Here is a 26,723-nt window from a genome sequence, read left to right as displayed (position 1 = left end):
AGCATGCAAAACAGGAGGTTTTTATGCTTATCGTTGTTCCTGTCCTTATTTTCGTTGCGCTGGTTATTGTGGGCGCAGGCGTCAAAATTGTCCCTCAGGGCTATCAGTGGACCGTCGAGCGTTTCGGTCGATATACCAATACCCTCCAGCCAGGCTTAAGCCTGATTGTTCCGTTCATGGACCGGATTGGTCGCAAGATCAACATGATGGAGCAGGTACTGGACATTCCTTCTCAGGAGATCATCTCCAAGGATAACGCCAACGTCACCATTGACGCCGTCTGCTTTATTCAGGTGATTGATGCGCCGAAAGCGGCCTATGAGGTCAGCAACCTGGAGCTGGCGATCGTCAACCTGACGATGACCAACATCCGTACCGTGCTCGGCTCGATGGAGCTGGACGAAATGCTTTCCCAGCGCGACAGCATCAACACCCGCCTGCTGCACATTGTCGATGAGGCAACGAACCCGTGGGGGATCAAAGTCACCCGTATTGAGATCCGCGACGTGCGTCCGCCGGCGGAGCTGATCGCCTCCATGAACGCCCAGATGAAGGCCGAGCGAACCAAGCGTGCCTACATTCTGGAAGCCGAAGGGGTACGCCAGGCGGAGATCCTCAAAGCGGAAGGGGAAAAACAGTCGCAGATCCTGAAAGCGGAAGGCGATCGTCAGTCCGCATTCTTACAGGCGGAAGCGCGTGAACGTTCAGCCGAGGCGGAAGCCCGCGCCACCCAGATGGTGTCCGAGGCGATTGCCGCCGGTGATATCCAGGCCGTGAACTACTTTGTCGCGCAAAAATATACCGACGCGCTAAAACAGATCGGATCGGCGAACAACAGCAAAGTGGTGATGATGCCGCTGGAGGCCAGCAGCCTGATGGGCTCTATCGCCGGTATTGCCGAACTGATTAAAGACAGCGGAAACGAGCGTAAAAAATGATTGAGGTGATCGCTGCACATCCTCATGCCTTCTGGCTAAGCCTCGGCGGCTTATTGCTGGCGGCGGAGATGCTGGGCGGCAACGGCTACCTGCTCTGGAGCGGTGTTGCCGCCGTCATTACGGGCCTTCTGGTCTGGATCCTTCCCCTGGACTGGGCGTGGCAGGGTGCGCTATTTGCCGTGCTCACGCTGGTGGCCGCGTGGCTGTGGTGGCGCTGGCTAAACCGGCGGGTTACCGAGCAAAAGCCGCTGGACGCGCACCTCAACCAGCGCGGACAGCAGATTGTCGGCAAGCGTTTTACGCTCGACACCGCGCTGGTAAACGGACGCGGGCACATGCGCGTGGGCGACAGCTCGTGGCCGGTGGTCGCAGACGAAGACCTCAGCGCCGGCACGCGGGTTGAGGTCATTGCGGTGGAAGGCATTACCCTGCGGGTGAAAGCCTGCTAAGCAGAAGCCTTACGATGACAGCAGCCGGCAAGATTATCGATAATCGGGCAGTCGGCGCTGTCATCCCCCGGACAGGATTCCGCGAGCTGCAGCAGCTGTTCGCGCATCGCCTGCAGCTCGATGATGTGGCGTTCGATCTCGGCCACTTTTTCCAGCGTGCGTTTTTTCACGTCGGCGCTGTGACGCTTCGGATCGTTAAACAGGTTCACCAGCTCGCCGCACTCTTCCAGATTAACCCCCACCTGTCTTGCCTGGCGCAGCAGCGTCAGTTCATCCAGATGCAGCTGCGTGTAGCTGCGGTAGCCGTTTTCACTGCGCAGCGGTGGCGTTACCAGCCCCTTCTCTTCATAAAAGCGGATTGCCTTGCTGGTTAAGCCAGTTTTTTTTGCCACGTCACTGATATTCACATTTCCCCCTTGACCTTCCCCTTGATGGAAGGTTTAACCTTCATAACAGTTAGCGAAAAGCGTTACTCCGGTCAACTACTGACCAGTTCATTATACGGGAGTTTTGTTATGTCTCACACTATCGACCTGACGCTGGACGGCCTCTCCTGCGGCCACTGCGTCAAACGCGTTAAAGAAAGCCTGGAACAGCGCCCTGACGTTGAAAGCGCTGACGTGACTATCGATCATGCAGCCGTCACCGGCAGCGCCAGCGCGGATGCGCTGATTGATACCATCAAGCAGGCCGGTTACGGGGCGGAGTTAAGCCACCCAAAGGCTAAACCGCTGGCAGAGTCATCATCCCCGTCGGAAGCACTGACAGCGGCCACTCCTGAGCTTCCGGCAGCTGATGATATTGACGACAGCCAACAGCTGCTGATCAACGGCATGAGCTGCGCCAGCTGCGTCTCCCGGGTACAAAACGCCTTGCAGGCCGTACCGGGCGTCGCGCAGGCACGGGTAAACCTCGCGGAGCGCACTGCGCTGGTGATGGGCAGCGCCTCCGCCGCAGATTTAGTGCAGGCCGTTGAGAAAGCGGGCTACGGGGCGGAGGCCATCGAAGATGATGCCGAGCGCCGCGAGCGCCAGCAGGAAACGGCTATCGCCACCATGAAGCGCTTCCGCTGGCAGGCGATTGTCGCCCTGCTGGTCGGTATTCCGGTGATGGTGTGGGGCATGATGGGTGACAACATGATGGTCACCGCTGACAACCGCACGCTGTGGCTGGTGATTGGTCTGATTACTCTTGCGGTGATGGTGTTTGCAGGCGGGCATTTTTACACCAGCGCCTGGAAGAGCCTGAAAAACCGCACCGCGACGATGGATACGCTGGTGGCGCTCGGAACCGGCGCGGCGTGGCTCTATTCGATGAGCGTGAACGTCTGGCCGCAGTGGTTCCCGATGGAGGCGCGCCATCTCTATTATGAAGCCAGCGCGATGATTATCGGCCTGATTAATCTGGGCCACATGCTGGAAGCCCGCGCCCGTCAGCGCTCCTCGAAAGCGCTGGAAAGATTGCTTGATTTAACCCCGCCGACGGCCCGCGTGGTCACGGACGAGGGGGAGAAAAGCGTCCCGCTGGCGGAAGTTCAGCCCGGCATGACGCTGCGCCTGACGACGGGCGATCGCGTTCCCGTTGACGGCAAGATAACCCAGGGCGAAGCCTGGCTGGATGAAGCGATGCTGACCGGCGAGCCTATCCCTCAGCAGAAATCAGACGGCGACGCCGTTCATGCCGGCACGGTGGTGCAGGACGGCAGCGTGCTGTTTACCGCCAGCGCCGTCGGCAGCCACACGACGCTGTCGCGTATCATCCGCATGGTGCGCCAGGCGCAGAGCAGCAAGCCGGAAATTGGCCAGCTTGCTGACAGAATCTCGGCCATTTTTGTGCCGGTGGTGGTCGGCATTGCCCTGCTGAGCGCGGCGATCTGGTATTTCTTCGGCCCGGCACCGCAGATTGTTTACACCCTGGTGATTGCCACTACGGTGCTGATCATCGCCTGTCCTTGCGCCCTTGGCCTGGCGACCCCAATGTCGATTATCTCCGGCGTAGGCCGCGCGGCCGAATTTGGCGTACTGGTGCGGGATGCGGACGCGCTGCAGCGGGCCAGCACCCTCGACACGCTGGTGTTTGATAAAACCGGCACGCTGACCGAAGGCAAACCGCAGGTGGTGGCCGTCACTACCGCAGGCATTGCGCAAGAGGAGGCGCTGCGTCTCGCCGCCGCGCTGGAGCAAGGATCCAGCCATCCGCTGGCGCGCGCCATTCTCGATAAAGCGAATGCTTCTGCCCTGCCGCAGGTCAGCAATTTCCGCACCCTGCGCGGGCTCGGCGTCAGCGGTGAAGCAGAAGGCCACGCGCTGCTGCTGGGTAACCAGGCATTGCTTAATGAAAACGGTATTGATACCGCCGCGCTGGAAAGCGAGCTGAAGGCGCAGGCGTCTCAGGGCGCCACGCCGGTTCTGCTGGCGGTGGATGGCAAAGCCGCCGCGCTGCTGGCCGTGCGCGATCCGCTTCGCCAGGACAGCGTGGACGCCCTGCAGCGTCTGCACCGCGCGGGCTATCGTCTGGTGATGCTGACCGGAGACAATCCGACAACGGCCAACGCCATCGCGAAAGAGGCCGGAATTGATGAGGTCATTGCAGGCGTACTGCCGGACGGTAAAGCGGACGCCATCAAGAAACTGCAAAGTCAGGGCCGTCAGGTGGCGATGGTCGGCGACGGCATCAACGATGCCCCGGCGCTGGCCCAGGCGGACGTCGGGATTGCCATGGGTGGCGGGAGCGATGTCGCCATCGAAACCGCTGCGATTACGCTGATGCGCCATAGCCTGATGGGCGTTGCCGACGCGCTGGCCATTTCAAAAGCCACGCTGCGCAACATGAAGCAGAACCTGCTGGGAGCGTTCGTCTATAACACCCTCGGTATCCCAATCGCGGCCGGTATTCTGTGGCCGCTGACCGGCACGCTGCTTAACCCGGTGGTCGCGGGCGCGGCGATGGCGCTCTCCTCCATTACCGTGGTGAGCAACGCCAACCGCCTGCTGCGCTTTAAACCGAAGGATTGAACCTTGTACCCGTACGCGCTAGCATGAACCTTTCCATTCATGGAGCGCGTATGGGTCTGTTTAATCGTATAAAAGCATCGTTTCGCGCCCTCTTTCCTCGCCGTTATGCCTGGCCCGGTCTGGATATCTCTCTCCCCGGCGGGCAGCACCTGCACCTGGTTGGCAGCATTCATATGGGTACGCAGGATATGTCTCCCCTGCCACCCGGCCTGATTAAACTGCTAAAACGCGCCGACGCGCTGGTCGTTGAGGCGGACATTTCGGGTCAGGAGTCGCCGTTTGTCGGGCTGGAAAGCGATCTCACTCTGGCGGAACGTCTGGATGATCCCCGGCTTGCGGAACTGACGCGCGTCGCGGATGAAACCGGCGTGTCGCTCTCCATGATTGACACCCTGCCGCTCTGGCAAATTGCGATGGTGCTGCAGGCTACGCAGGCGCAGCGTCTGGGACTGCGCGGTGACTACGGCATTGATTACCAGTTGCTGAACGCGGCAAGGGCCCGCAGCCTGCCCGTCATCGAGCTGGAAGGGACGGACAGCCAGATTGCGCTTCTGCGCCAGCTTCCCGACGACGGCCTGATGCTGCTGGATGATACGTTGACCCACTGGCACACCAACGCGCGCCTGCTGCAGACCATGATTGGCTGGTGGCTGGACGCGCCGCCTGAGGACGGTAAGCTGGCGTTACCGTCGACGTTCAGCGAATCGCTGTATGATGTGCTGATGAATGCGCGCAACAAAGCCTGGCGGCAGACGCTGCATGCTTTGCCCCCGGGGCATTACGTGGTGGCGGTTGGGGCGTTACATTTGTACGGAGAAGGGAATTTGCCGTCACTGTTGAAATAAAAAAATGGCCAATATTTCTATTGGCCCGTCAAAGAGGAATTTCATCGTTTTTATTATGCCGAAGGAGACCTTCGGTTGAGCCGATTGTCGCTCAAAGTGACCATCACTGCCAATACTATTGCGCAAGATGGTGCTATTTTTTAGACAAACGTCAGGCGTATGCTGATGGCATGATTTGTCTGTCGTAAGAAGGATAGCTATGACTCCCGCCGTTAAATTACTCGAAAAAAACAACATTTCTTTCCGGATCCACACTTACGATCACGATCCGAATGAAACTAACTTTGGTGATGAAGTGGTGCGCAAGCTGGGGCTGAATGCTGACCAGGTTTATAAAACGCTGCTGGTGGCGGTGAATGGCGATATGAAACACCTCGCCGTCGCGGTTACTCCGGTGGCGGGACAGCTGGATCTGAAGAAAGTCGCCAAAGCCCTGGGGGCGAAGAAGGTGGATATGGCGGATCCGATGGTGGCGCAACGCACCACGGGCTATCTGGTGGGCGGGATCAGTCCGCTCGGGCAGAAAAAACGCCTGCCGACGCTGATTGATGCCCCTTCACAGGAGTTTGAAACCATCTTTATATCCGGCGGCAAACGCGGGCTGGATATCGAGCTGGCGGCGGGCGATCTGGCGAAAATGCTGGACGCGAAGTTTGCGGATATTGCGCGCCGGGATTGAGAAAATTGCCCGGTGGCGGCTGCGAGGTAAAAGCAAAACGGTAACAGGCGTTACCGTTTTTTGTGTTCGCGCCCTCTCCCGGTGGGAGAGGGTTGGGGTGAGGGCATCAGGCCGCACACCACTACTGCCAGCTCACCTCACCCTTCGGCTCGTACGCATTCACGTCAATCGGTGAATTCTGCTCGATGAACTGCTTCAGCACTTCCGCATCGATAAAGCCGGTATTCACGTATCCCGGTTTATTATCGATATGCGGATAGCCGTCGCCGCCGGTGGCGTTAAAGCTTAACGTCGCCAGACGGTACGTTTTGGCCGGGTCAACCGGTTCGCCTTTGATCTTCAGGTCGTTAAGCTTGCCGTCTTTCGCCACAAAGCTGACGTTGGCAAACTGCGGATAGGCCCCGGAATCCGGCTTCATCTGCGCCACGGCGGTCAGGTAGTCAATCACCTCTTTCCCGCTCATGTCCGCATAGACCACCACGTTGCCGAACGGCTGCACCTTCAGGACATCCTTATAGGTAATGTTTCCACCCTCGATGGAATCACGAATACCGCCGCCGCTCATCACGCCGAAGTCGGCGCCGGTGCGCGCCATTTGCGCCGCCAGCACCAGGTGGCCCATGTTGGTCTGCACGAAGCGAACTTTACTGCGGTCTCCCTCCAGACGACCGTTCAGCGTGCCGATTTTCACGTCCAGCTGCGCCTTGCCCTTGTTCTGGAACGGCGTCAGCAGGGAGAGCATCTGCTGGTTTTCAGCGATCTCTGGCGTGTAGAGTACGCGCTCACTTTTACCGTCCGGGTAGGTGACTTTCTTCTTCAGGTTGACCGGGATGAGCTGATAATGAACAAGCTTCATCTCGCCGTTACGGAACTCAAAATCCGCCCGGCCGACGTATTTGCCCCACTCGTGCGCCTGAACTATCCAGATACCGTTCTGACGGTCCGGCGCGCACGGCGTGCCCGGCACGTAGTCCACCTGCTTTTTGTTCTCCGAGGCCATACACACCGGATCCTGTGAGTGACCGCCCACAATCATTGCCAGCGAGCCCGCAGGCAGGCTGCGCGCCATTTCCACGTCGCCGGGCGCGTTAGAGCCGTGCTCGCCGTTGTCGTAGTGCCCCATGTGCGTGGTGGCGATAATCACGTCCGGCTTCTCGTTTTGCTGCAGCTCCTGAATCACCAGCTTCGCTTCGTCTGCCGGTTTGCGGAATTCGATATCTGTAAAGAACTCGGGGTTACCAATTTTCGCCGTATCGTCAGTGGTTAAGCCGATGACCGCGATCTTCAGATCCTGACGCTTAAACAGCGCCCACGGCTTAAACAGGCGTTCGCCGGTGCTTTTCTGGTAAATATTGGCGGAGAGGAAGGGAAATTTGGCCCATTTTTCCTGCTGACGCAGCACGGTCAGCGGATTATCGAACTCGTGGTTACCCACGGCCATCGCGTCGTAGCCAATCAGGTTCATGCCGCGAAAATCAGGTTCCGCGTCCTGTAAATCGGATTCCGGCACGCCGGTATTGATATCGCCCCCCGACAGCAGCAGCACGCTGCCGCCCTGGGCCGCCACCTCTTTGCGAATGCCGTCCACCAGCGTTTTCTGTGCCGACAGGCCATATTCGCCGTATTCACTGCGCCAGAAATGACCGTGGTGATCGTTGGTATGCAGAATAGTGATTTTATAGGTTTTGTCTTTTTCATACGCCTGCGCGGGCAGGCTTACCAGGCCCCATGCGGCGATGAGCGCCAGCGCGACGCCCCGCTTCATTAACTTCATCTTCTCTCTCCCTGACCAATAGACAAAGGCAAAAATTACAGTGACTAACAAGAATAGACAAATAAGTTTTCAGAATTGCGACTTTCTTCAAATGTCCCGGACGGGTATGTTAGTCGGATAATAATTACACCCTGCATCTCTAATAACGAAAGACGTGGTACTTCTCTCTATGGCAATCAGTGAATCAACCCAGCCCGTTCCGGGCGCGCCGGCGTCGCGCACCTCCTTTAAAGTCTTAGGCGCAATCAGTCTCTCGCACCTGCTCAACGACATGATCCAGTCGTTGATTCTGGCAATTTATCCGCTGCTGCAGTCCGAGTTTTCGTTAACGTTCGTGCAGATCGGGATGATCACCCTGACCTTCCAGCTGGCTTCCTCACTGCTGCAGCCGGTGGTGGGCTACTGGACGGATAAATACCCGATGCCGTGGTCGCTGCCGATTGGCATGTGCTTCACCCTAAGCGGGCTGGTGCTGCTGGCCATGGCGGGGAGCTTTGAAGCGGTGCTGATTGCCGCCGCGCTGGTGGGCACCGGCTCGTCCGTCTTCCATCCGGAGTCCTCGCGCGTGGCGCGTATGGCTTCAGGGGGGCGTCACGGTCTGGCGCAGTCTCTCTTCCAGGTGGGCGGTAACTTTGGTAGCTCTCTCGGCCCGCTGCTGGCCGCGGTGATTATTGCCCCTTACGGTAAAGGCAACGTGGCCTGGTTTGTACTGGCCGCGCTGCTGGCGATCATCGTGCTGGCGCAGATCAGCCGCTGGTATGCCGCTCAGCATCGCGTGAATAAAGGTAAACCTAAAGCGAAGGTTATCAATCCCCTTCCGCGCAATAAGGTTATCCTGGCGGTTTCCGTGCTGCTGGTACTGATTTTTTCGAAATACTTCTATATGGCGAGCATCAGCAGCTATTACACCTTTTATCTGATGCAAAAATTCGGATTATCGGTACAGAATGCGCAGATCCACCTGTTTGCCTTCCTGTTCGCCGTTGCGGCCGGCACGGTCATTGGCGGGCCTGTGGGTGATAAGATTGGGCGTAAATACGTCATTTGGGGCTCTATCCTCGGCGTGGCGCCGTTTACCCTTATTTTGCCGTACGCGAGCCTTGAATGGACGGGGATTTTAACCGTGATCATTGGTTTTATTCTCGCATCCGCGTTTTCCGCCATTCTGGTCTATGCCCAGGAGCTGCTGCCTGGCCGTATCGGTATGGTTTCCGGGCTCTTTTTCGGTTTCGCCTTCGGCATGGGCGGGCTTGGCGCGGCGGTGTTGGGGATAGTGGCGGATCACACCAGCATCTTCCTGGTTTATAAAATCTGCGCTTTCCTGCCACTTCTTGGGATGTTGACCATATTCCTGCCTGATAACCGTCATAAAGCGTAAATTACGGGTAGCCAAAGTTTTACTTTGGCTACCTGATACCCTGATGCCATAAGGGTTTCTTCTTCTTACCCTCGCTGAATTTATCAAAACGCGCTTTTTTACGTGCATATTGCTGTTTTATTCAAACTTCAACAATAATTCATAAACATAAGGGTAAAAATTGTCATAAACTATTACTCGGTTTTTTGGTTTTCGCCAAAAAGGAACACCCACAACGAAAGGAGACGGAATGCACCACGCCACACCGCTTATCACCACCATTGTTGGTGGACTTGTGCTCGCTTTTATCCTCGGCATGATTGCCAATAAGCTGCGTATTTCTCCTCTTGTCGGCTATCTGTTAGCGGGTGTACTGGCGGGCCCCTTTACGCCAGGCTTCGTGGCGGATACCAAGCTGGCCCCTGAGCTGGCGGAATTGGGCGTGATTCTGCTGATGTTTGGCGTCGGCCTGCACTTCTCCCTGAAGGATCTGATGGCGGTAAAGTCGATCGCCATACCGGGAGCGATCGCCCAGATTGGGGTGGCGACGCTGCTGGGGATGGCGCTTTCGGCGGTGCTGGGCTGGTCGTTAATGACCGGTATCGTATTTGGGCTGTGTCTCTCAACCGCCAGTACCGTGGTGCTGCTGCGCGCGCTTGAAGAGAGACAGCTGATAGACAGCCAGCGCGGGCAAATCGCGATAGGCTGGCTGATTGTTGAAGACCTGGTGATGGTCCTGACGCTGGTGCTGCTGCCAGCCGTCGCCGGGATGATGGAAAAAGACAACGTCGGCTTTGCCTCGCTGGCGCTGGATATGAGTATCACCATCGGTAAGGTGGTGGCATTTATCGCCATCATGATGCTGGTGGGACGCCGTCTGGTGCCGTGGATCATGTCCCGCAGCGCGGCAACCGGCTCCCGCGAGCTGTTCACCCTCTCTGTGCTGGCGCTGGCGCTGGGTATCGCTTTTGGTGCCGTAGAGCTGTTTGACGTCTCCTTTGCCCTAGGCGCGTTCTTCGCCGGGATGGTGCTGAACGAGTCCGAGCTGAGCCACCGCGCGGCGCATGACACACTGCCGCTGCGCGATGCCTTCGCCGTGCTGTTCTTCGTCTCCGTCGGGATGCTGTTTGACCCGATGGTCCTGATTCACCAGCCGCTGGCCGTGCTGGGCACGCTGGCGATCATCATCTTTGGTAAGTCGCTTGCCGCCTTCTTCCTGGTGCGGATGTTCGGCCACTCCCCGCGCACGGCGTTGACCATCGCCGCCAGCCTGGCGCAGATCGGTGAGTTCGCCTTTATTCTGGCCGGTCTGGGCATGGCCCTGAACCTGCTGCCGCAGGCGGGGCAAAACCTGGTGCTGGCGGGGGCGATCCTGTCGATTATGCTGAACCCGGTGCTGTTTGCCCTGCTGGAAAAATACCTCGATAAAACCGAAACGCTGGAAGAACAGACGCTCGAAGAGGCCATCGAAGAAGAGAAGCAGATCCCGGTCGATATTTGCAACCACGCCCTGCTGGTAGGCTTTGGCCGCGTGGGCAGCCTGCTCGGTGAGAAGCTGATGGCGCAGGGCATTCCGCTGGTGGTGATTGAGACCTCACGCACCCGCGTCGACGAGCTGCGCGAGCGCGGCATTCGTGCGGTACTGGGCAATGCGGCAAACGAAGAGATCATGAATCTGGCGCACCTGGACTGCGCGCGCTGGCTGCTGCTGACCATACCTAACGGCTATGAAGCGGGCGAGATTGTGGCCTCCGCGCGCGAGAAGTGCCCAACGATTGAGATTATCGCCCGGGCGCATTATGACGACGAGGTGGAGTACATTACCGAGCGCGGGGCAAATAAGGTGGTGATGGGCGAGCGCGAGATTGCGAATACGATGCTGACGCTGCTGGAGAATCCGCCGGTTGAAGAAGGGGTGACGGGGTAGGTTTGGTGCGGTCTGGTCCCCTCACCCCGGCCCTCTCCCCATAGGGGCGAGGGAGAAAAGACGGCTTCGTGCTATCCCCTCTCCCCTATGGGGAGAGGGTTAGGGTGAGGGGTTTTCTTTTACCTGTCCCAGTACGCCTCTTCGAGGCTGTCTTCACGTTCCGGCAGACCACGCGTTAAGCGCGGGGAGTGCTGGTTCAGTACCTGATAGCTCACGCGGTTGGCATATTTACACACCTGCGCCAGCGAGGAATAGGTCAGCCAGCTGAACTTGTGCTTGCTGGAGTTCGGCACGTTGGTTTTATGGTAGGCGTTAGCGGTGATGTCGTGCAGCAGTGCGGCCAGCGCGCCGTCGCCCGCACCGTTGGTGTTCATGATCTTCTCCGGCCCGCCCATATACGGCGCGATATGAGAGTAGATTCGCAGCGGATTCACGCAATCTTTGTAGCGCATGCCGCGGCTGAACTCGTACTGGTTGAACTCGGCAATCGCACCGGGCAGCAGCGGGTGCTGGGTTTTGCGCTTGCTCTCTTCTTCCGTGAAGCCCGCCATATAGAGCCCAACCGGGCCGGCGGTGCAGAGCACCAGATCCACCCAGTCCAGCGCTTTGTCAGACGCCAGCAGCGGATCGCTTTCGCCGGTCAGCGCTTCGGCCTCTTCTTCGTTCATTGCCAGAATCGAGACGTGCTCTTTCAGGAACGCCTGCCACCACTCCGGGTTATCGGCGATAACGAATTTCGTGCCCAGCGTCAGAACGACAGGCACGTTGTATTTCTTCGCGTACTCGATCGCTTTCATGGTCGCTTCCGGCATCGGCTCGCCCGGCTTACAGCGCACCAGGTAGGAGGTCAGCACCAGCGCCGAGGCGCCCGCGATCACCTCTTCCGGAATACTCTCGGCGCGCAGCTTGTTCATATGACCCGGGCTGATGGCAAAAGTACGCTCGCCGGAATCGCTAATCAGCGTAAAGCAGCGGCCAATAGGCCCGTCGACGCCCTGAAGGTAGTTCAGATCGGTACGGCTGGAGGTGTTGCAGAGATAGCGGTAGGCATAGCCACCGATTTCGATATTGCTGCACATCACGCCGAGCAGCACCGAGCGGTCGTCGGCCAGCACGGAGTAGTTGTGCATGGTATTGCCGATGGTGCCACCGGCGAACTGATGGGTAATCAGGTTTTCGCGCACCAGCTCCTGATACAGCGCTTCGGCAACGTCGTCCTCAATCACCAGCGAGTGACCGGCGCTCAGACCGTAACGGGCGACAAACGCATCATCCACTTTCGCTTCAATGTCCACCAGCGTCTGATCGATACCGACGACCCATGCCGCGCTGGTTTCGTTTTCTGGCTGGATTTGCTGCAGGAGCGGGTCGCGGGCATCGACGGGGAAGTAGTGTTTGGATTTGCGTTTACCGGGAAATTTCATGGTCTGAACTGTACGAAGAATATGGGCCGGGAATGGTAGCACAAACCCGGCCCGGAGTGCGATCAGCGGCTGTTCGTTACCAGCGAGACCATCATGTCGATATGCTCAGGCGAGTCGTTAAGCGCCGGAATGTACTCATACTTTTCGCCGCCAGCCTCAAGGAAAAATTCCCGGTTTTGCACCGCGATCTCCTCCAGCGTTTCCAGACAGTCTGCCGAGAAGCCCGGCGACATCACCTGAATGTGCTTCACGCCCTTCTCACCCAGCATTTTGAGGGTTTCATCGGTATAAGGCGTCAGCCACGGCTCGCGACCGAAGCGCGACTGGAAGGTCATCATCACCTTCTCCGGCGGCAGGCCAAGGGCGGAAACCAGCTCGCGCGTAGTATCGCGGCAGCGCTGCGGATAATCATCCCCTTCATTGGCGAAACGCTGCGGGATCCCGTGATAGGAGAGCAGCAGCAGATCCGGCTCGCCGTGCTTTTCAAACGACGCGCGCGCGCTGTTGGCAAGCGCCTGGATGTAGAGATCGTTATCCGCGTAGTCGCGAATAAAAGTCACGCCCGGAATGCGGCGGCGGGTCGCCAGAATGCGGGCCAGCTCGTCCCAGACGGCGGCCACCGTCGAGCAGGAGTACTGCGGGTAGAGCGCCAGCACGACGATATGGTCCACGCCCTGCGCCAGCAGTGATTCCACCGCGCTTTGCAGGGACGGTTTTCCGTAGCTCATGCCAAGCGCGACGGGCATATCCGGCAGGCGGGCGGCCAGCGCTTTTTCCTGGCGACGGCTGTAAACCATCAGCGGCGAGCCCTCTTCCATCCAGACGGACTGATAGAGTTTGGCGACGCGCGGGGAACGAATCGGCAGAATGACGCCACGCAGCAGCGGCCACCACAGCAGTCTCGGGAAATCCACGACGCGCGTGTCGCTTAAAAATTGTCGCAGGTAGCGTTTTACCGCGTCTGATGTAGGTGCTTCTGGAGTGCCCAGATTGGCAAGCAGGATGCCGGTTTTCGCCTGACTCATTCACGCCTCTTAACCATTTGATAGGTTGTCAATTGTAGCGGAAATGCGTTTAAACGAAACCCATTGCTGTAATAGGTAAGATGAGAATATTTCTCACCCGGGAGCCCGGGTGAGAGGCGCGCGATTAGCCGAGGATTTTTTCCAGCTCTGCACGTACGTCAGCCACGGCTTTGGTGCCGTCAACTTTGGCGTATTTGGTGTTACCCGCCTGCGCTTCTTTGGTGTAGTAGCCGATCAGCGGCGCGGTCATCTGATGGTATTCCACCAGGCGTTTACGCACGGTCTCTTCCTGATCGTCTTTACGGGTAGTCAGCTCTTCGCCGGTCACGTCGTCTTTGCCTTCAACCTTAGGCGGGTTGAATTTGATGTGGTAAACGCGGCCAGAAGCAGCGTGTACGCGACGGCCAACGATACGGTCAACGATCAGCTCGTCCGGTACGTCGAACTCCAGAACGTAGTCCACGTTGATGCCCGCTTCTTTCATGGCGTCAGCCTGAGGAATGGTGCGTGGGAAGCCGTCCAGCAGGAAACCGTTACGGCAGTCTTCCTGCGCAATGCGCTCTTTGACCAGAGCAATAACCAGCTCGTCGGTCACCAGCTTGCCTGCGTCCATGATGTCTTTCGCTTGTTTACCCAGCTCGGAGCCAGATTTTACAGCGGCGCGCAGCATGTCACCGGTGGAGATTTGCGGAATACCGTATTTCTCCATGATGAACTGAGCCTGAGTTCCTTTACCCGCGCCCGGAGCGCCAAGCAGAATAATACGCATTGCGAAAATCCCCTCAAAAGTCGTTTCAATTTTTCAAAAGCGCTAAACAATACCACCAGAACGGGCATCGCTCAAGGAAGGCGGGAAGGCTGAAACGGTTAACGGGGGGAGATTATTTGCATTAGTGCGGTTGTTTCCCCTCACCCTAACCCTCTCCCCAAAGGGGAGAGGGCAGGGTGAGGGGCAGGTGTTCAATTACGCCAGCAGCAGCGCATTCACACGTTTAATGAACAGGTTAGGATCTTCCAGCGTGCCGCGCTCGGCCAGCAGGGACTGATCCAGCAGCAGTTCAACCCACTCGGCAAAGCGGGCGTCGTCCTGGGTATCCGCCGCGCGTTTCACCAGTGGATGATCCGGATTAAGCTCAAAGATATATTTCACTTCCGGCATCGCCTGGCCCGCCGCCGCGAACAGTTTCGCCATCTGGGTGCTCATTTCGTCCGCATCGGTGGTGACAATGGCTGGGGTGTCGGTCAGACGGTGCGTGAAGCGCACCTCTTTCACGCGCTCGCCCAGCAGGGTTTTCACGCGCTCAACGAACGGCTCCAGCGCCTTCTCGGCTTCTTTCGCGCTTTCGTCCACTTCATCCGCCAGCTTGTCGATGGACTCGTCGGCTTTGGCTACGGACTGGAAGGATTTACCGTCGAACTCGGTCAAGTAGTTCATCATCCACTCGTCGATGCGGTCAGAAAGCAGCAGCACTTCGATGCCTTTCTTGCGCAGCAGCTCCAGGTGCGGACTGCTCTTCGCCGCCGCGTAGCTGTCGGCGGTGATGTAGTAGATCTTCTCCTGCCCTTCTTTCATGCGGGAGACGTACTCTTCCAGCGACACGGTCTGCGCGGAGGAGTCGGTGTGCGTAGAGGCGAAGCGCAGCAGTTTGGCGATCGTTTCAACGTTCGCGGTGTCTTCTGCCGGGCCTTCTTTCAGCACCAGGCCAAACTGTTTCCAGAAGGTCTGATATTTTTCCGCATCGTCTTTCGCTAGTTTTTCCAGCATCTGCAGCGCACGTTTGGTCAGGGCGTTGCGCAGGTTACGGGTGACGGTGCTGTCCTGAAGGATCTCACGGGAGACGTTCAGCGGCAGATCGTTGGAATCGATCAGACCACGCACGAAGCGCAGGTAGTTCGGCATGAACTGCTCGGCGTCGTCCATGATGAATACGCGCTGCACGTACAGCTTCAGGCCGTGCTTGTGATCGCGGTTCCACATGTCCCACGGCGCCTGTGCCGGGATGTACAGCAGGCTGGTGTACTCCTGCTTACCTTCCACTCGGTTGTGGCTCCAGGTCAGCGGGTCGGTAAAGTCGTGGGCGATGTGCTTATAGAACTCGTTGTATTCGTCGTCTTTAATTTCAGACTTGTTGCGCGTCCACAGCGCCTGCGCCTTGTTGATCTTCTCCCAGGAAACCACGGTTTCACCGTCTTTCTCTTCCTGTTTTTCAATCTCTACCGGCAGGGCGATGTGATCGGAATATTTGCTGATGATGGAGCGCACGCGCCAGTCGTTCAGGAAATCATCTTCCCCTTCACGCAGGTGCAGGGTGATTTCGGTGCCGCGATCCGCTTTGGTGATGTCATCAACGGTATATTCGCCTTCCCCTTTGGATTCCCACAGCACGCCGTTCTCGGCGCTGTCGCCTGCCGCACGGGTACGGACGGTAACTTTGTCGGCCACGATAAACGCCGAGTAGAAGCCCACGCCGAACTGGCCGATGAGCTGGCTGTCTTTCGCCTGGTCAGAGCCCATGGACTCAAGGAACGCTTTGGTGCCGGATTTGGCGATGGTGCCGAGGTGGTCGATCACCTCGTCGCGGTTCATCCCGATGCCGTTATCGGCGATGGTCAGGGTGCGGTTCTCTTTATTGAACGAGACGCGCACGCGCAGCTCGCCGTCACCTTCGTACAGGTCCGGGTTGGACAGCGCGCGGAAGCGCAGCTTGTCCGCCGCGTCCGAGGCGTTGGAAATCAGCTCACGCAGGAAAATTTCTTTGTTGGAATACAGGGAATGGATCATCAGGTGCAGAAGCTGTTTTACTTCTGACTGGAAACCACGGGTTTCTTGTCCTTTCATCTATGTCGACCTCAACAATGCCATTTAATGGGGTTTTAAAACGTTGAGTGAGAGATGGGGATAAGGGGGGAAATTTTCAAGCGGAGGCCGCGCGCGCAGCCTCCGTTTGGTCAGAAAATAATCTTGTGACGCCCGGCCAGAGAGTGCGACAGCGTGGTGCCGTCGACCATTTCCAGCTCGCCGCCCACCGGCACGCCGTGGGCGATGCGGCTGGCGTCAACGCCGTACTGCGAGCACAGTTCGGCGATGTAGTTGGCGGTTGCCTCCCCTTCCACCGTCGGGTTGGTGGCGAGGATCACCTCTTTGATGGTTTCGGACTCAAGACGCTGTTCAAGGCGGTCAAGACCGATATCATCCGGGCCAATACCGTCCAGCGGGGAGAGATGCCCCATCAGCACGAAGTAGCGGCCGGAAAACTGCCCGGTTTGTTCGATGGCGTAGATGTCCGCCGGACTCTCCACCACGCAAATCTGACCGTTTTCCTGACGACGCGGGTTCGTACAGATGTTACACACGTCCTGCTCGGTAAAGGTGCGGCAATCCGCACAGTGACCAATTTCTGACATGGCGCGGGTTAAAGCCTGCGCCAGGCGCATCCCGCCGCTGCGGTCGCGCTGCAATAGCGTAAACGCCATGCGCTGCGCCGACTTCGGGCCAACGCCCGGCAGGCAGCGCAGTGCTTCCATTAACTGCGTGAGCAGCGGACTGGTTTGCATCAGAATGGCATCTTGAAGCCAGGCGGCAGCTGCATACCGCTGGAAACAGAGGCCATTTTCTCTTTCTGAGTTTCGTCGATACGGCGAGCGGCATCGTTAAACGCGGCTGCAACCAGATCTTCCAGCATCTCTTTGTCGTCTTCGAGCAGGCTCGGGTCGATTTCCACGCGACGGCAGTTGTGCGCACCGTTGATGGTCACTTTGACCAGACCGGCACCGGATTCACCCGTGACTTCCAGCTGAGCGATCTCTTCCTGCATCTTCTGCATTTTTTCCTGCATCTGCTGAGCCTGCTTCATCAGGCCACCCAGACCGCCTTTTCCACCAAACATAGGCTTCTCTCTTCTTTCACGTTTAAGGATTACAACCGTAAGTCAGACTCACGATCAAATGGGGCGAATACTCTCTTCATCCAGATCGGCGTCGAAGAACCGGCGCAGGGTCTGAATGTTGTTATCCGCAATAATCGCCTCTCGCGCCTGCGCGAGCTTTTCTTCATAAATGGCCTGACGCCACTCGAGCGGCGTTTTCACTGCCGGATTATCATCTTCAATGATAGTCAATTCAACCGGCGCACCCTGTAATGCGGTGAGCGCCTCGGCCAGCGCCTTTTGCGCGCCAGGGGAATTGAGGTGCCGCTGGCCCGGACGCAGGTGCAAACGCACCTGATTGCCGTCCTGCTCTTTCCAGGCATTCAGCGCGACCTGCTCGACCAGCTTCGGCAGCTGGAGTTTGCTGACCTCGGCGGCCCAGGCGTCACGCGCAATGGACTCTTCGGCAAGCTTCGCGGAAAGCTCCGGCGTTTTCTCATGCTCCAGCGCCTTTTTCAGCGCTTTCGGCGTGGCGACCTCTTCCTTCACCTCTTCGGTGACGGTGGTTGCCTTCCAGCGGTAAGCCTCTTCTTTCACCGGGGCTTTCTGCTCGAGCGCGGACGGTGCCGGACGCGACTGTACGCGCTCCGTTACCGAGGCCAGTCGTTCAAGCGCGGCGTTGTTCACCGGCCGCGCTCTTCCTGGCGCTGCCGGTTCACTCTTTTTTGGTTTGGTTACTCCCTGCGCACGCTGCAGCTGGCTGCGTGCGGCAAGCACCGAACTGGTGGCATCCGACAGCGGCACGTTTTGCGGCGGCGGCGGTGTCGGCTGCGGTGGCACCTGCTGCGGCGACATCACCGCCGTAGGGGCGACCGGCGCGAAAGACTGCCGCGGCGCTTCCGGCTCCGGCAATGGCATGCGCGGGTGGAACGCCAGCGCGCGCAGCAGCGTCATTTCAACGCCCATTCGTGGATCCGGCGCGAACGGTAACTCTTTGCGGCCAATCAGCAGCGTCTGGTAGTACAGCTGCACGTCGGCAGGCGGCACGGTGCGGGCAAGTTCACGCATCCGCTGTTCAATGGCGGCCATATCCGCACCGATGGCGGACGGAGAAAGCTGCAGCATCGCCACGCGGTGCAGCAGGCTGAGCATCTCAACCAGCAGTCCTTCCCATTCGATACCGCGGGCAGCGGCCGCGTTCACCTGCGACATCACGCGTTCGCCGTTGGCGGCGATCATCGCCTCGATAAGCGACAGCGCCTGATCGTCATCCAGCGTGCCGAGCATGGTGCTGACCGCCTCGGTGGAGAGCTTGCCGTCACCGCTGGCAATCGCCTGGTCGGTCAGGCTGAGCGCATCACGCAGGCTGCCGTCCGCCGCGCGGGCCAGCAGCTGCAGGGCGCGCGGCTCGTGAACGATCTTCTCTTCATCAAGAATGTGCTCAAGCTGCGCGCGGATCTGCTCAACGTCCAGCGCCTTCAGGTGGAACTGCAGGCAGCGCGACAAAATCGTGACCGGCAGCTTTTGCGGATCGGTGGTCGCCAGCAGGAACTTCACGTGCGCGGGCGGCTCTTCCAGCGTTTTCAGCAGGGCGTTAAAGCTGTGGCGCGACAGCATGTGCACTTCATCGATCAGGTAGACCTTGAAGCGGCCGCGCGCCGGGGCGTACTGCACGTTATCGAGCAGATCGCGGGTATCTTCCACTTTGGTACGCGAGGCGGCGTCGATCTCGATCAGATCGACAAAACGCCCCTGCTCGATCTCCCGGCAGTTATCGCACACGCCGCACGGCGTGGCGGTGATCCCGGTTTCGCAGTTGAGACCTTTTGCCAGCAAACGGGCAATAGAGGTCTTACCGACGCCGCGGGTGCCGGAGAAAAGATAGGCGTGATGGATGCGACCTAGCGACAAGCCGTTCGCCAGGGCCGTCAGCACATGTTCCTGACCGACAACGTCAGCAAAGGTTTGTGGTCGCCATTTACGGGCTAACACCTGATAACTCATGGGCAGGCTCTGCAACGCTGGAAGGTGAATTTATGGAGGGGAATGCTATCACAACCTCACCCATTGAGCGAGGTTGTGAAAACCGGGATTAATGACCCGGGAAAGGCACCAGGCTGTAGCTGGTGATGCCCTGTTTTTCCAGGCGCTGTTCACCGCCGAGATCGAACAGGTTGATGATGAATGCCGCGTCGGTCACTTCACCACCCAGACGACGGATCAATTTCACGGTCGCTTCAATGGTACCGCCGGTTGCCAGCAGATCGTCCACCACCAGCACTTTGTCGCCAGGCTTGATCGCATCAACGTGGATCTCCAGCTGATCGGTGCCGTACTCCAGCTCATAGCTCTCAGCAATGGTTTCACGCGGCAGTTTGCGCGGCTTACGCACCGGCACAAAACCCACGCCCATTGCCAGCGCAACCGGTGCGCCAAACAGGAAGCCACGGGCTTCGGTACCTACTACTTTGGTGATCCCGGCGTTTTTATAACGCTCGACCAGCAGTTCAATGCTGAGCGCGTACGCTTTCGGGTCTTCCAGCAAGCTGGTGACATCACGGAAAAGAATGCCAGGCTTTGGATAGTCCTGGATGCTTTTGATGCTGTTTTTCAGATATTCAAGCTGCTGTGCAGTTGCGGTCATCGGTTTTGCCTAAATGAAACAGTGTTACTCACAGCGCGCAACGAGTCGGCCAAGGCAACAATTGTTTAACCTTTGACCAGGCGCACCTGTGCTCGAAAACGGTCGAATTTACTGGCTGCGCGTGATAATTGCAACAGCCATGATGAGGCTTCAGTGCTTTTGTTGCTTTTCATCAACCACGGGGATCCGCCACATGAAGAAAAGCAGGCAGGGGAGGATCGCCAGCAGCAGAATACGTACCCACATCATTTTCACCAGCCATAATGAAATAGCGAAGGTGATGAGGATCACCGCGATCGCGCGCGGCTTTGCGCCGGGCGGCATGGCCCGGTGTTTTTGCCAGTGCCGCAGATAGCCGCCAAACCATGAGCGATAGAGCAGCCAGTGGTGAAAACGCGGCGACGAGCGGGCGAAGCACCAGGCCGCGAGCAGGATAAACGGGGTGGTCGGCAGCAAGGGTAAAAACACACCCAGCGTGCCAAGCACTACCGCGAGCCAGCCAATGATGATTAAAATAGTACGCTTCATAATGCGAATCGTTATCAAACTGAACGGCTACTTTACCACTGGAGAGCGCCTTGAAAACAGCACTGCTTCTTGAGAGGCTGCAAAATCAGCTTAGTGCTCTGCGGGAGCAGGCTACACCGCTGATGGGCCACGCCACGCTGAAACCGCGCTTTGACCGGCAGCTTTTTCGTACCCGCAGCACCGTCATTCAGGATTACCTGGCGGAAGCGCAGACCAACCTCGACGAGCTTCGCCATGCGGTTGAAAATGAACAGCAGGAGCAGGTAGTGTGGCTCGCAGAGCATCTCACAGAGCAGATCACCGCTCTGCATCGCGAAATCGCCGCCTGGCCGCTGCGCGCCTGGGACAGCGCCTCGCCGGGGCTCGGTAAATGGCAGCGCAAGCGGCTGGAGAACCAGGAGTTTGAGCGCAGGCTCTTTGAGATGAAGCGCGAGCGCGAGACGCGGCTGAACAACAGCGAGACGCTGGAAGAGCAGCAGCTATTGATGCGCGAGATTAGCGCGCTGGAAGGACGCATCGTCCGCTGCCGTCAGGCGCGGGATGAAATTGAGCGCGTCATTGAACGTTTGACCCGTTAACAGGAGCTACACCCATGTCACTGGAAAATGCACCCGATGAGGTCAAGCTGGCCGTCGATTTGATTATGCTTCTCGAGAATCATGAGATCCCCGCCGAAACGGTGCTTAAGGCGCTGGAGATTGTGCGGCGGGATTTTGAAGGTAAATTACCCTCACCCCAGCCCTCTCCCTGAGGGAGAGGGGGAAAATCGTTCCCTCGCCCCTGAGGGCTGAGAGAAAATAGATTAAGCAGGCGTAGGATCGTCACCCTTAATGTCGCGCTTCACTTCCGTATGCTCATCACCTTTCTCGTTACGCAGGTGAACCTCGAGCTGGTTGAAGGCGATATTAATATCGTTTTCACGGCACAGACGATCGATAGAACGGTTGAGTTCATCCACCGTGTAGCTGCGGTCACGCAGCTCGCGCACGTATAAACGCAGCTCGTGATCCAGCGTGCTCGGCCCAAAGGTGGTGAAGAAGACCGCCGGAGCCGGATCGTGCATCACTTTCGGGTGTTCTGACGCCGCCTTGAGCAGCACCTCTTTCACCTTCTCCAGATCCGATCCATAGGCTACGCCCAGGCGGATCACCACGCGCGTCACCGTATCGGAAAGCGACCAGTTGATCAGGCGCTCGGTCACGAACGCTTTGTTCGGGATGATCACCTCTTTGCGATCGAAGTCGGTGATGGTGGTGGCACGAATACGGATCTTGCTGACCGTACCGGAGAAGGTGCCGATGGTAACGGTATCGCCGATTCGTACCGGACGTTCGAACAGGATGATCAGGCCGGACACGAAGTTACCGAAGATCTCCTGCAGGCCAAAACCAAGACCGACCGAGAGGGCGGCCGCCAGCCACTGCAGTTTATCCCACGAGACGCCAAGCGAGCCAAAGACCGTCATCGCCCCGACAATAATGATCACGTAGTTGAGGATCGTGGTAATGGCGTAGGACGCCCCCTGGCGGAGATTCAGACGTGACAGGAGCAGCACTTCGAGCAGGCCTGGCAGGTTGCGAATCAGCGCCCAGGCCACCACCGACGACACCAGCGCAAACAGCAGGCTACCCATGGTCACGCTTTTCATGACCGCCGCGCCCGCTTCGGTACCGTTGTATTGCCAGAGGGTAATACTGTCGAGATAGGCGAAAACGGTAATAAGATCGGACCAGATAGCCCAGAACATCACCGCAAACAGGGCGATCATCACCAGCATGGTGATACGCAGCGTCTGCTGGTTAACCTGCTCCAGGGCAATGGTCGGCTCTTCCTGAGGCTCCGCGCCTTCGGCCCCCTCTTTCACCTGATGCTGACGACGCGCGATAGCACGGCGATAGGCGATGCGGCGGGCCGCCACGCTCAGGCCGCGCAGCACGGTCTGATAGAGCAGGTTCCAGACGATCACCAGATAGACCGTTTCAATCCAGCGCCCGGACAGGCGCAGCGTGGTATAGAAGTAGCCCGTTGCCGTCAGCACCATCAGCGCCAGCGGAATGATCGCCAGCACCGTCACGGTGGCCAGGCGAATATTGTGGGACTCTTTATCACGCCAGCTGTCGCGGCACATCGGCCACATCAGGATCGCAATCAGCAGCAGGTTCAGCAGAATGACCAGCTGGCCCAGCACGTCATCCATCAGGTGCAGCGGAGAAAGCTCAGAGACAACCGACCAGAAGTGCAGCGGCAGGAGCGCCAGGCTGATGCGCACAATCTGACGACGCCAGTGGCTGGTCAGCTGCGCAGGCATGTTGAAATGACGCACCGCCACGCCGTCTTTTTCCAGCACCTTCCAGCACACGCCAAAGACCAGCCAGAACAGCGCCAGTTTTTTACTGAACGCCCACAGCAGATCGCTGACGTTGAGCTGCATCGTGAGCAGAATCAGGCCCACCGCCAGAATAATCAGACACACCGGCAGGGCGCGGATGAGATCGATGAGAATCGCTTTTGGCGTATGGAGCTGGCTATCGTTGCGCAGCTGCCCCACTTCGGAGGCCAGCTTCGCCTGATATTTTTTCAGCCAGCCCAGACGCCAGCGGATCAGGCCGGCAATCAGCAGCAGCGGTAATCCCGCCAGCAAGGCAATCGTCACCGCAGGCCAGGCTTTCTCCCAGTTTACGGTGATCTTCATGCTCTTAATCTGCGTTTTCAGCGTCTCCGGGAAGGATTTGACCCAGTCCCAGTCCATCGGCTTGTTGCTGTTCACCCAGAAAATCTGCTGGGTCAGGATCTCCTGCAGACTTTTCGAGACGCTCACCAGCTGCTGCTGGTTGATTTGCAGGTTAATGGCCATCATCAGCTGGTTGCCCAGCTGTTTGTTGAGCTGGTCCAGCAGCTCGCGACGCATATCGACGACCTGGAGCAGCGCGTCGTGCACTTCCGGGTTCACGTCGCTGGAATGCCCCTCTTCAATTTTGGCGACAAAGGCATCGCTCTGGAAAAGGGCATCGCGCTGCTGGTTGACGTCAAACTGTTCCAGACGTAAATCCGCAATGCGGTTGGTCATGTCCTCCAGCTCATCGGCGGACGGGAGCGTCTGCTGCTGCTGGTAGAGAATACGCGACAGCAGGAGGCTGCCCTTCAGGACCGCAATCTGCTCTTTGATGTTGCGCTCAGCCTGCAGCGCGCGATCCAGCCAGTTCTTCACTTTGATATTTTGCTGAACCAGCGAGTTGCCGTTTTCCGTCGCCAGTATCAGGCGCTGGCTAAGCTGGTGGTTGGCCTCGAGCTCCTGTTTCACCAGCGGATTCGCCTGAATGCGGGCGGTTTCGTCAGGCGATACGGCCTCCTGGGCGGTTTTTTCCGTCAGGGTCAGGCGTTTGCTGTTTACCGCCTCCTGCAACAGCTGAAGCTGGTGTTCCAGGCGGTTAATATTCGCGGTGACGTAATCACGCTGTTTCTGAAGCGTGTCCTGCAGCACCGTATTCCCTTCCAGGCTTTTACGCTGCTGTTCAATCTGTGCATTGAGCAAGGTCTGCTGAACCAGCAGCAGGGTTTGCTGCGTCGGGCGCAGCGTGCCTTCGCCGACCGTCGTGCCGTTCAGACGGTTGCGGATCTGCTGCAGCTGCTGAGACGCGGCGTACATCGCGTTTTGCACGCGCTCGGGCTGGGTCTGCAGCGAGACAAGCTGGCTGTTATAGGTTGCGAGATCCGACTGCGCGGTTTGCAGGTCGTCGAGCAGTTGCGCGACGCGGGACTCCAGCTGGCGTAAAGAGAGCGTCGAGAGCGTCTTGCGCGTCTCGTCGTCGTTATCCACATCGCTGAGGGCATTCAGCGCGTCGGTGGCCTTACGCATGTTTTCAGGCGCCTGCGCCACCTTCTGACGAAGCTGGACGGTTTCCGCTTTGATGCGTTCAATTTTATCCAGCGTTTCCAGCGTTTCCGTCAGATCCTGCTGGACGAGTTTCTCCTGAGGGGAGAGATCTTTTTGTTTGTTCAGCGTGTCGAGCTGCGACTGAACATCGCTGCGCGAGGGAATATCATTGCTGTTATCGGCGCGGGCCCAGGTCAGCGGCGCCGTGGCGAAGAAAAACAGCATCGCAAAGAGCAATGCAAAAACAGGATGTTGCGAGCGATTGATGGGCAGCATAGTTGTGAATGATGTCAGAAGATGACCGAAAATAGTCCGGCGTGAAGAATATCACGCTCGCTGAAAGCAGAATAGCGCGAACGTTATCCTCTGAGATAAATCCTGGAAAGGGATCAGGCCGTTAGCGAAGGCGCGTCGCTGCGCAGCGTGGGGCAGAGCTGTAGCATTTCCAGTAAAATCGCCACGTAGCTGCGGGCTTCCTCTTTGAGGTCAAAGGATTGCGGCGCGAAAAGCCAGTTTTCCATCAGACCGGAAATGTAGCTGCGCATCAGGATTGCCGCCCGTCGGGTCAAGAGATTGGCCGGTAAGAGTTTTGCCTGCATACACAGGTTCAGATTCTGTTCAATACGATCATAGCTCTCCAGGCTAAGGCTGCGTTGCGCCTGCTGCACCACCGCCATCTCGCCCACGAACTCGCATTTATGAAAAATAATCTCCATCATTAATCTGCGACGTTCTTCAACTACCGTTGCTTCAAGGATATATACTAATATTTCTCTCAATACTGAGAGTGGATCGTCAGGGAATTTTGCCCGATACTCACTCTCGAGATCGCTAATGCTGGACTCTGAAAGCTCCCAGATTTCACTGAACAGATCTGACTTATCTTTAAAATGCCAGTAAATCGCTCCTCGCGTCACACCGGCAGCCTGAGCAATCTGCGCCAGCGAGGTGGATGAAACACCCTGCTGCGAGAACAAACGTATTGCCACATCCAGAATGTGTTGTCGGGTTTCCAGCGCTTGTTGTTTAGTTTTTCGTGCCATAGGTGGGTGAATTTACAGGAGTCAGATTTACATACATTTGTGAATGTATGTACCATAGCATGACGATAATATAAACGCAGCAATGGGTTTTTAGACTCAGGACCCTTGATCAATTTGAAATCGGACACTCGAGGTTTACATATGAACAAAAACAGAGGGTTAACGCCTCTGGCGGTCGTTCTGATGCTCTCAGGCAGCTTAGCGCTAACAGGATGTGACGACAAACCAGCTCAACAAGGAGCTCAGCAGGCGCCAGAAGTAGGCGTCGTGACGCTCAAATCTGAACCTCTACAAATCACCACCGAATTACCAGGCCGTACCAATGCTTACCGCATTGCGGAAGTGCGTCCTCAGGTCAGCGGCATTATCCTGAAGCGTAACTTCACCGAAGGTGGTGATGTGAAAGCCGGTGAGTCTCTGTATCAGATTGATCCAGCAACCTATCAGGCCTCTTATGAAAGTGCGAAAGGCGACCTGGCGAAAGCACAAGCCGCAGCCAAAATTGCTCAGCTGACGTTGAACCGCTACCAAAAGCTGCTCGGCACCAAGTACATCAGCCAACAGGATTACGATACCGCCCTGGCAGACGCACAGCAGGCTAACGCGGCCGTGGTGGCAGCCAAAGCGGCCGTCGAAACCGCGCGCATTAACCTGGCCTATACCAAAGTGACCTCCCCTATCAGCGGTCGTATTGGTAAATCTTCCGTCACGGAAGGGGCGCTGGTGCAGAACGGTCAGACCAATGCGCTGGCAACCGTGCAGCAGCTTGATCCGATCTACATTGACGTGACGCAGTCCAGCAACGATTTCCTGCGCCTGAAACAGGAGCTGGCTAACGGCACCCTGAAACAGGAAAACGGCAAAGCCAAAGTGGAACTGATTACCAATGACGGTATCAAGTTCCCGCAGGAAGGAACCCTGGAATTCTCTGACGTGACGGTCGACCAGACTACCGGTTCCATCACCTTACGTGCGATTTTCCCGAACCCTGACAAAAATCTGCTGCCAGGTATGTTCGTTCGCGCGCGTCTGGAAGAAGGAACGAATCCAACCGCACTTCTGGTTCCACAGCAGGGAGTGACCCGTACGCCACGCGGCGATGCTAGCGCGCTGGTTGTTGGGGCTGATGACAAAGTCGAAACGCGCAATATCACCGCCACCCAGGCGATTGGCGATAAATGGCTGGTGACGGAAGGTCTGAAAGATGGCGATCGCGTGATTGTTACTGGTTTGCAAAAAGTTCGTCCTGGCGCGCAGGTTAAAGCACAGGAAGTGAAATCTGACGATAAACAACAAGCTTCGGCCGCTGGCCAGTCAGAACAAACCAAGTCTTAAC

Annotated in this window: 22 protein-coding genes, 1 pseudogene and 1 other annotated feature; of the genes and pseudogenes, 10 read left to right on the top strand and 13 right to left on the bottom strand. The window is 57.6% G+C overall.

Features of this window, described 5'->3' with window-relative positions; all coding sequences use genetic code 11:
• The first annotated feature begins 23 nt into the window (after nt 1-23).
• Together HB664_RS08365 and HB664_RS08360 are read left to right on the top strand one after the other, a co-directional pair.
• Nucleotides 24-938, top strand: a complete 915-nt coding sequence (locus HB664_RS08365; protein WP_023310620.1) for an SPFH domain-containing protein — start codon at nt 24-26, stop codon at nt 936-938.
• Nucleotides 935-1,387, top strand: a complete 453-nt coding sequence (locus tag HB664_RS08360) for an NfeD family protein (RefSeq protein WP_219940618.1) — start codon at nt 935-937, stop codon at nt 1,385-1,387. Before HB664_RS08365 ends, HB664_RS08360 begins: the two co-directional genes overlap by 4 nt.
• Here HB664_RS08360 and cueR read toward each other — a convergent pair.
• Nucleotides 1,384-1,794, bottom strand: coding sequence for a Cu(I)-responsive transcriptional regulator (cueR, locus tag HB664_RS08355; protein WP_219940617.1), 411 nt, complete (start codon nt 1,792-1,794; stop codon nt 1,384-1,386). The genes HB664_RS08360 and cueR overlap by 4 nt on opposite strands.
• Before the next feature lie 108 nt (nt 1,795-1,902).
• On the opposite strand from cueR, the gene copA reads away from it, so the two are divergent.
• From copA to ybaK, 3 genes are all read left to right on the top strand, one after another.
• Nucleotides 1,903-4,401 (top strand): copper-exporting P-type ATPase CopA, encoded by a 2,499-nt coding sequence (copA, locus tag HB664_RS08350; RefSeq protein WP_069303757.1) that lies wholly within the window; start codon nt 1,903-1,905, stop codon nt 4,399-4,401.
• A gap of 50 nt (nt 4,402-4,451) precedes the next feature.
• Nucleotides 4,452-5,246 carry a TraB/GumN family protein gene (locus tag HB664_RS08345; protein ID WP_219940616.1) on the top strand — a complete coding sequence of 265 codons (795 nt, stop codon included), beginning with the start codon at nt 4,452-4,454 and terminating at the stop codon, nt 5,244-5,246.
• Between the two features lie 199 nt (nt 5,247-5,445).
• The gene (gene ybaK / locus HB664_RS08340) at nt 5,446-5,925 is read left to right on the top strand and encodes a Cys-tRNA(Pro)/Cys-tRNA(Cys) deacylase YbaK (RefSeq protein ID WP_023310615.1); all 480 of its coding nucleotides are present in this window, start codon (nt 5,446-5,448) and stop codon (nt 5,923-5,925) included.
• A gap of 121 nt (nt 5,926-6,046) precedes the next feature.
• On the opposite strand, the gene ushA is transcribed toward ybaK, so the two are convergent.
• Entirely contained in the window at nt 6,047-7,699 is a 1,653-nt protein-coding gene (gene ushA, locus HB664_RS08335) for a bifunctional UDP-sugar hydrolase/5'-nucleotidase UshA (protein ID WP_023310614.1), read from the bottom strand.
• 169 nt (nt 7,700-7,868) lie between these two features.
• Here ushA and HB664_RS08330 point away from each other — a divergent pair, with 169 nt between their 5' ends.
• Nucleotides 7,869-9,077, top strand: a complete 1,209-nt coding sequence (locus HB664_RS08330; protein ID WP_219940613.1) for an MFS transporter — start codon at nt 7,869-7,871, stop codon at nt 9,075-9,077.
• Between the two features lie 229 nt (nt 9,078-9,306).
• Nucleotides 9,307-10,983: a YbaL family putative K(+) efflux transporter gene (gene ybaL / locus HB664_RS08325; protein WP_087822111.1), complete on the top strand. Its 1,677-nt coding sequence runs from the start codon at nt 9,307-9,309 to the stop codon at nt 10,981-10,983.
• Between the two features lie 119 nt (nt 10,984-11,102).
• Here ybaL and HB664_RS08320 read toward each other — a convergent pair whose 3' ends face one another.
• From HB664_RS08320 to HB664_RS08280, 9 genes are all read right to left on the bottom strand, one after another.
• Nucleotides 11,103-12,407, bottom strand: coding sequence for an inosine/guanosine kinase (locus HB664_RS08320; protein WP_029741032.1), 1,305 nt, complete (start codon nt 12,405-12,407; stop codon nt 11,103-11,105).
• A 62-nt stretch (nt 12,408-12,469) separates the two neighbouring features.
• The gene (hemH, locus tag HB664_RS08315; protein ID WP_033144798.1) at nt 12,470-13,432 is read right to left on the bottom strand and encodes a ferrochelatase; all 963 of its coding nucleotides are present in this window, start codon (nt 13,430-13,432) and stop codon (nt 12,470-12,472) included.
• A gap of 124 nt (nt 13,433-13,556) precedes the next feature.
• Nucleotides 13,557-14,201 carry an adenylate kinase gene (gene adk / locus HB664_RS08310; protein ID WP_006809841.1) on the bottom strand — a complete coding sequence of 215 codons (645 nt, stop codon included), beginning with the start codon at nt 14,199-14,201 and terminating at the stop codon, nt 13,557-13,559.
• Between the two features lie 195 nt (nt 14,202-14,396).
• Nucleotides 14,397-16,271: a molecular chaperone HtpG gene (gene htpG, locus HB664_RS08305; RefSeq protein WP_039263967.1), complete on the bottom strand. Its 1,875-nt coding sequence runs from the start codon at nt 16,269-16,271 to the stop codon at nt 14,397-14,399.
• Nucleotides 16,272-16,381: 110 nt separating this feature from the next.
• Complete coding sequence (recR, locus tag HB664_RS08300) at nt 16,382-16,987, bottom strand: recombination mediator RecR (protein ID WP_008499298.1); 606 nt, start codon at nt 16,985-16,987, stop codon at nt 16,382-16,384.
• Nucleotides 16,987-17,319 (bottom strand): YbaB/EbfC family nucleoid-associated protein, encoded by a 333-nt coding sequence (locus tag HB664_RS08295; protein ID WP_003858972.1) that lies wholly within the window; start codon nt 17,317-17,319, stop codon nt 16,987-16,989. The genes recR and HB664_RS08295 overlap by 1 nt, the downstream gene beginning before the upstream one ends.
• Nucleotides 17,320-17,373: 54 nt before the next feature.
• Entirely contained in the window at nt 17,374-19,302 is a 1,929-nt protein-coding gene (gene dnaX, locus HB664_RS08290; protein WP_182071790.1) for a DNA polymerase III subunit gamma/tau, read from the bottom strand.
• Nucleotides 17,980-18,044, bottom strand: a sequence feature (DnaX frameshifting element). It overlaps the preceding gene by 65 nt.
• An 88-nt stretch (nt 19,303-19,390) precedes the next feature.
• Nucleotides 19,391-19,942 carry an adenine phosphoribosyltransferase gene (gene apt / locus HB664_RS08285; protein ID WP_000127359.1) on the bottom strand — a complete coding sequence of 184 codons (552 nt, stop codon included), beginning with the start codon at nt 19,940-19,942 and terminating at the stop codon, nt 19,391-19,393.
• A 150-nt stretch (nt 19,943-20,092) separates the two neighbouring features.
• Nucleotides 20,093-20,470, bottom strand: a complete 378-nt coding sequence (locus HB664_RS08280; protein ID WP_219940610.1) for a DUF454 family protein — start codon at nt 20,468-20,470, stop codon at nt 20,093-20,095.
• 50 nt (nt 20,471-20,520) lie between these two features.
• On the opposite strand from HB664_RS08280, the gene priC reads away from it, so the two are divergent.
• Together priC and rsmS are read left to right on the top strand one after the other, a co-directional pair.
• The gene (gene priC / locus HB664_RS08275; protein WP_219940609.1) at nt 20,521-21,048 is read left to right on the top strand and encodes a primosomal replication protein N''; all 528 of its coding nucleotides are present in this window, start codon (nt 20,521-20,523) and stop codon (nt 21,046-21,048) included.
• 14 nt (nt 21,049-21,062) lie between these two features.
• A pseudogene (rsmS, locus tag HB664_RS08270) lies at nt 21,063-21,261 on the top strand (pleiotropic regulatory protein RsmS).
• Nucleotides 21,262-21,272: 11 nt separating this feature from the next.
• Here the strand turns inward: rsmS and mscK are convergent.
• Together mscK and acrR are read right to left on the bottom strand one after the other, a co-directional pair.
• On the bottom strand, nt 21,273-24,620 hold the full coding sequence (gene mscK / locus HB664_RS08265) for a mechanosensitive channel MscK (protein WP_047061253.1): 3,348 nt from the start codon (nt 24,618-24,620) through the stop codon (nt 21,273-21,275).
• A gap of 113 nt (nt 24,621-24,733) precedes the next feature.
• A complete protein-coding gene (gene acrR, locus HB664_RS08260) occupies nt 24,734-25,387 on the bottom strand; it encodes a multidrug efflux transporter transcriptional repressor AcrR (RefSeq protein ID WP_023310602.1) in 654 nt (217 codons plus the stop codon).
• Between the two features lie 141 nt (nt 25,388-25,528).
• Here acrR and acrA point away from each other — a divergent pair, with 141 nt between their 5' ends.
• Nucleotides 25,529-26,722: a multidrug efflux RND transporter periplasmic adaptor subunit AcrA gene (acrA, locus tag HB664_RS08255; protein ID WP_219940606.1), complete on the top strand. Its 1,194-nt coding sequence runs from the start codon at nt 25,529-25,531 to the stop codon at nt 26,720-26,722.
• Nucleotide 26,723 lies beyond the last annotated feature (1 nt).

It is taken from the genome of Enterobacter sp. DNB-S2, from assembly GCF_019443845.1.
GTDB lineage: Bacteria > Pseudomonadota > Gammaproteobacteria > Enterobacterales > Enterobacteriaceae > Enterobacter > Enterobacter asburiae_B.
Note: the sequence above shows the minus strand (reverse complement) of the source record. Positions and strands in the feature narration are given on the sequence as shown.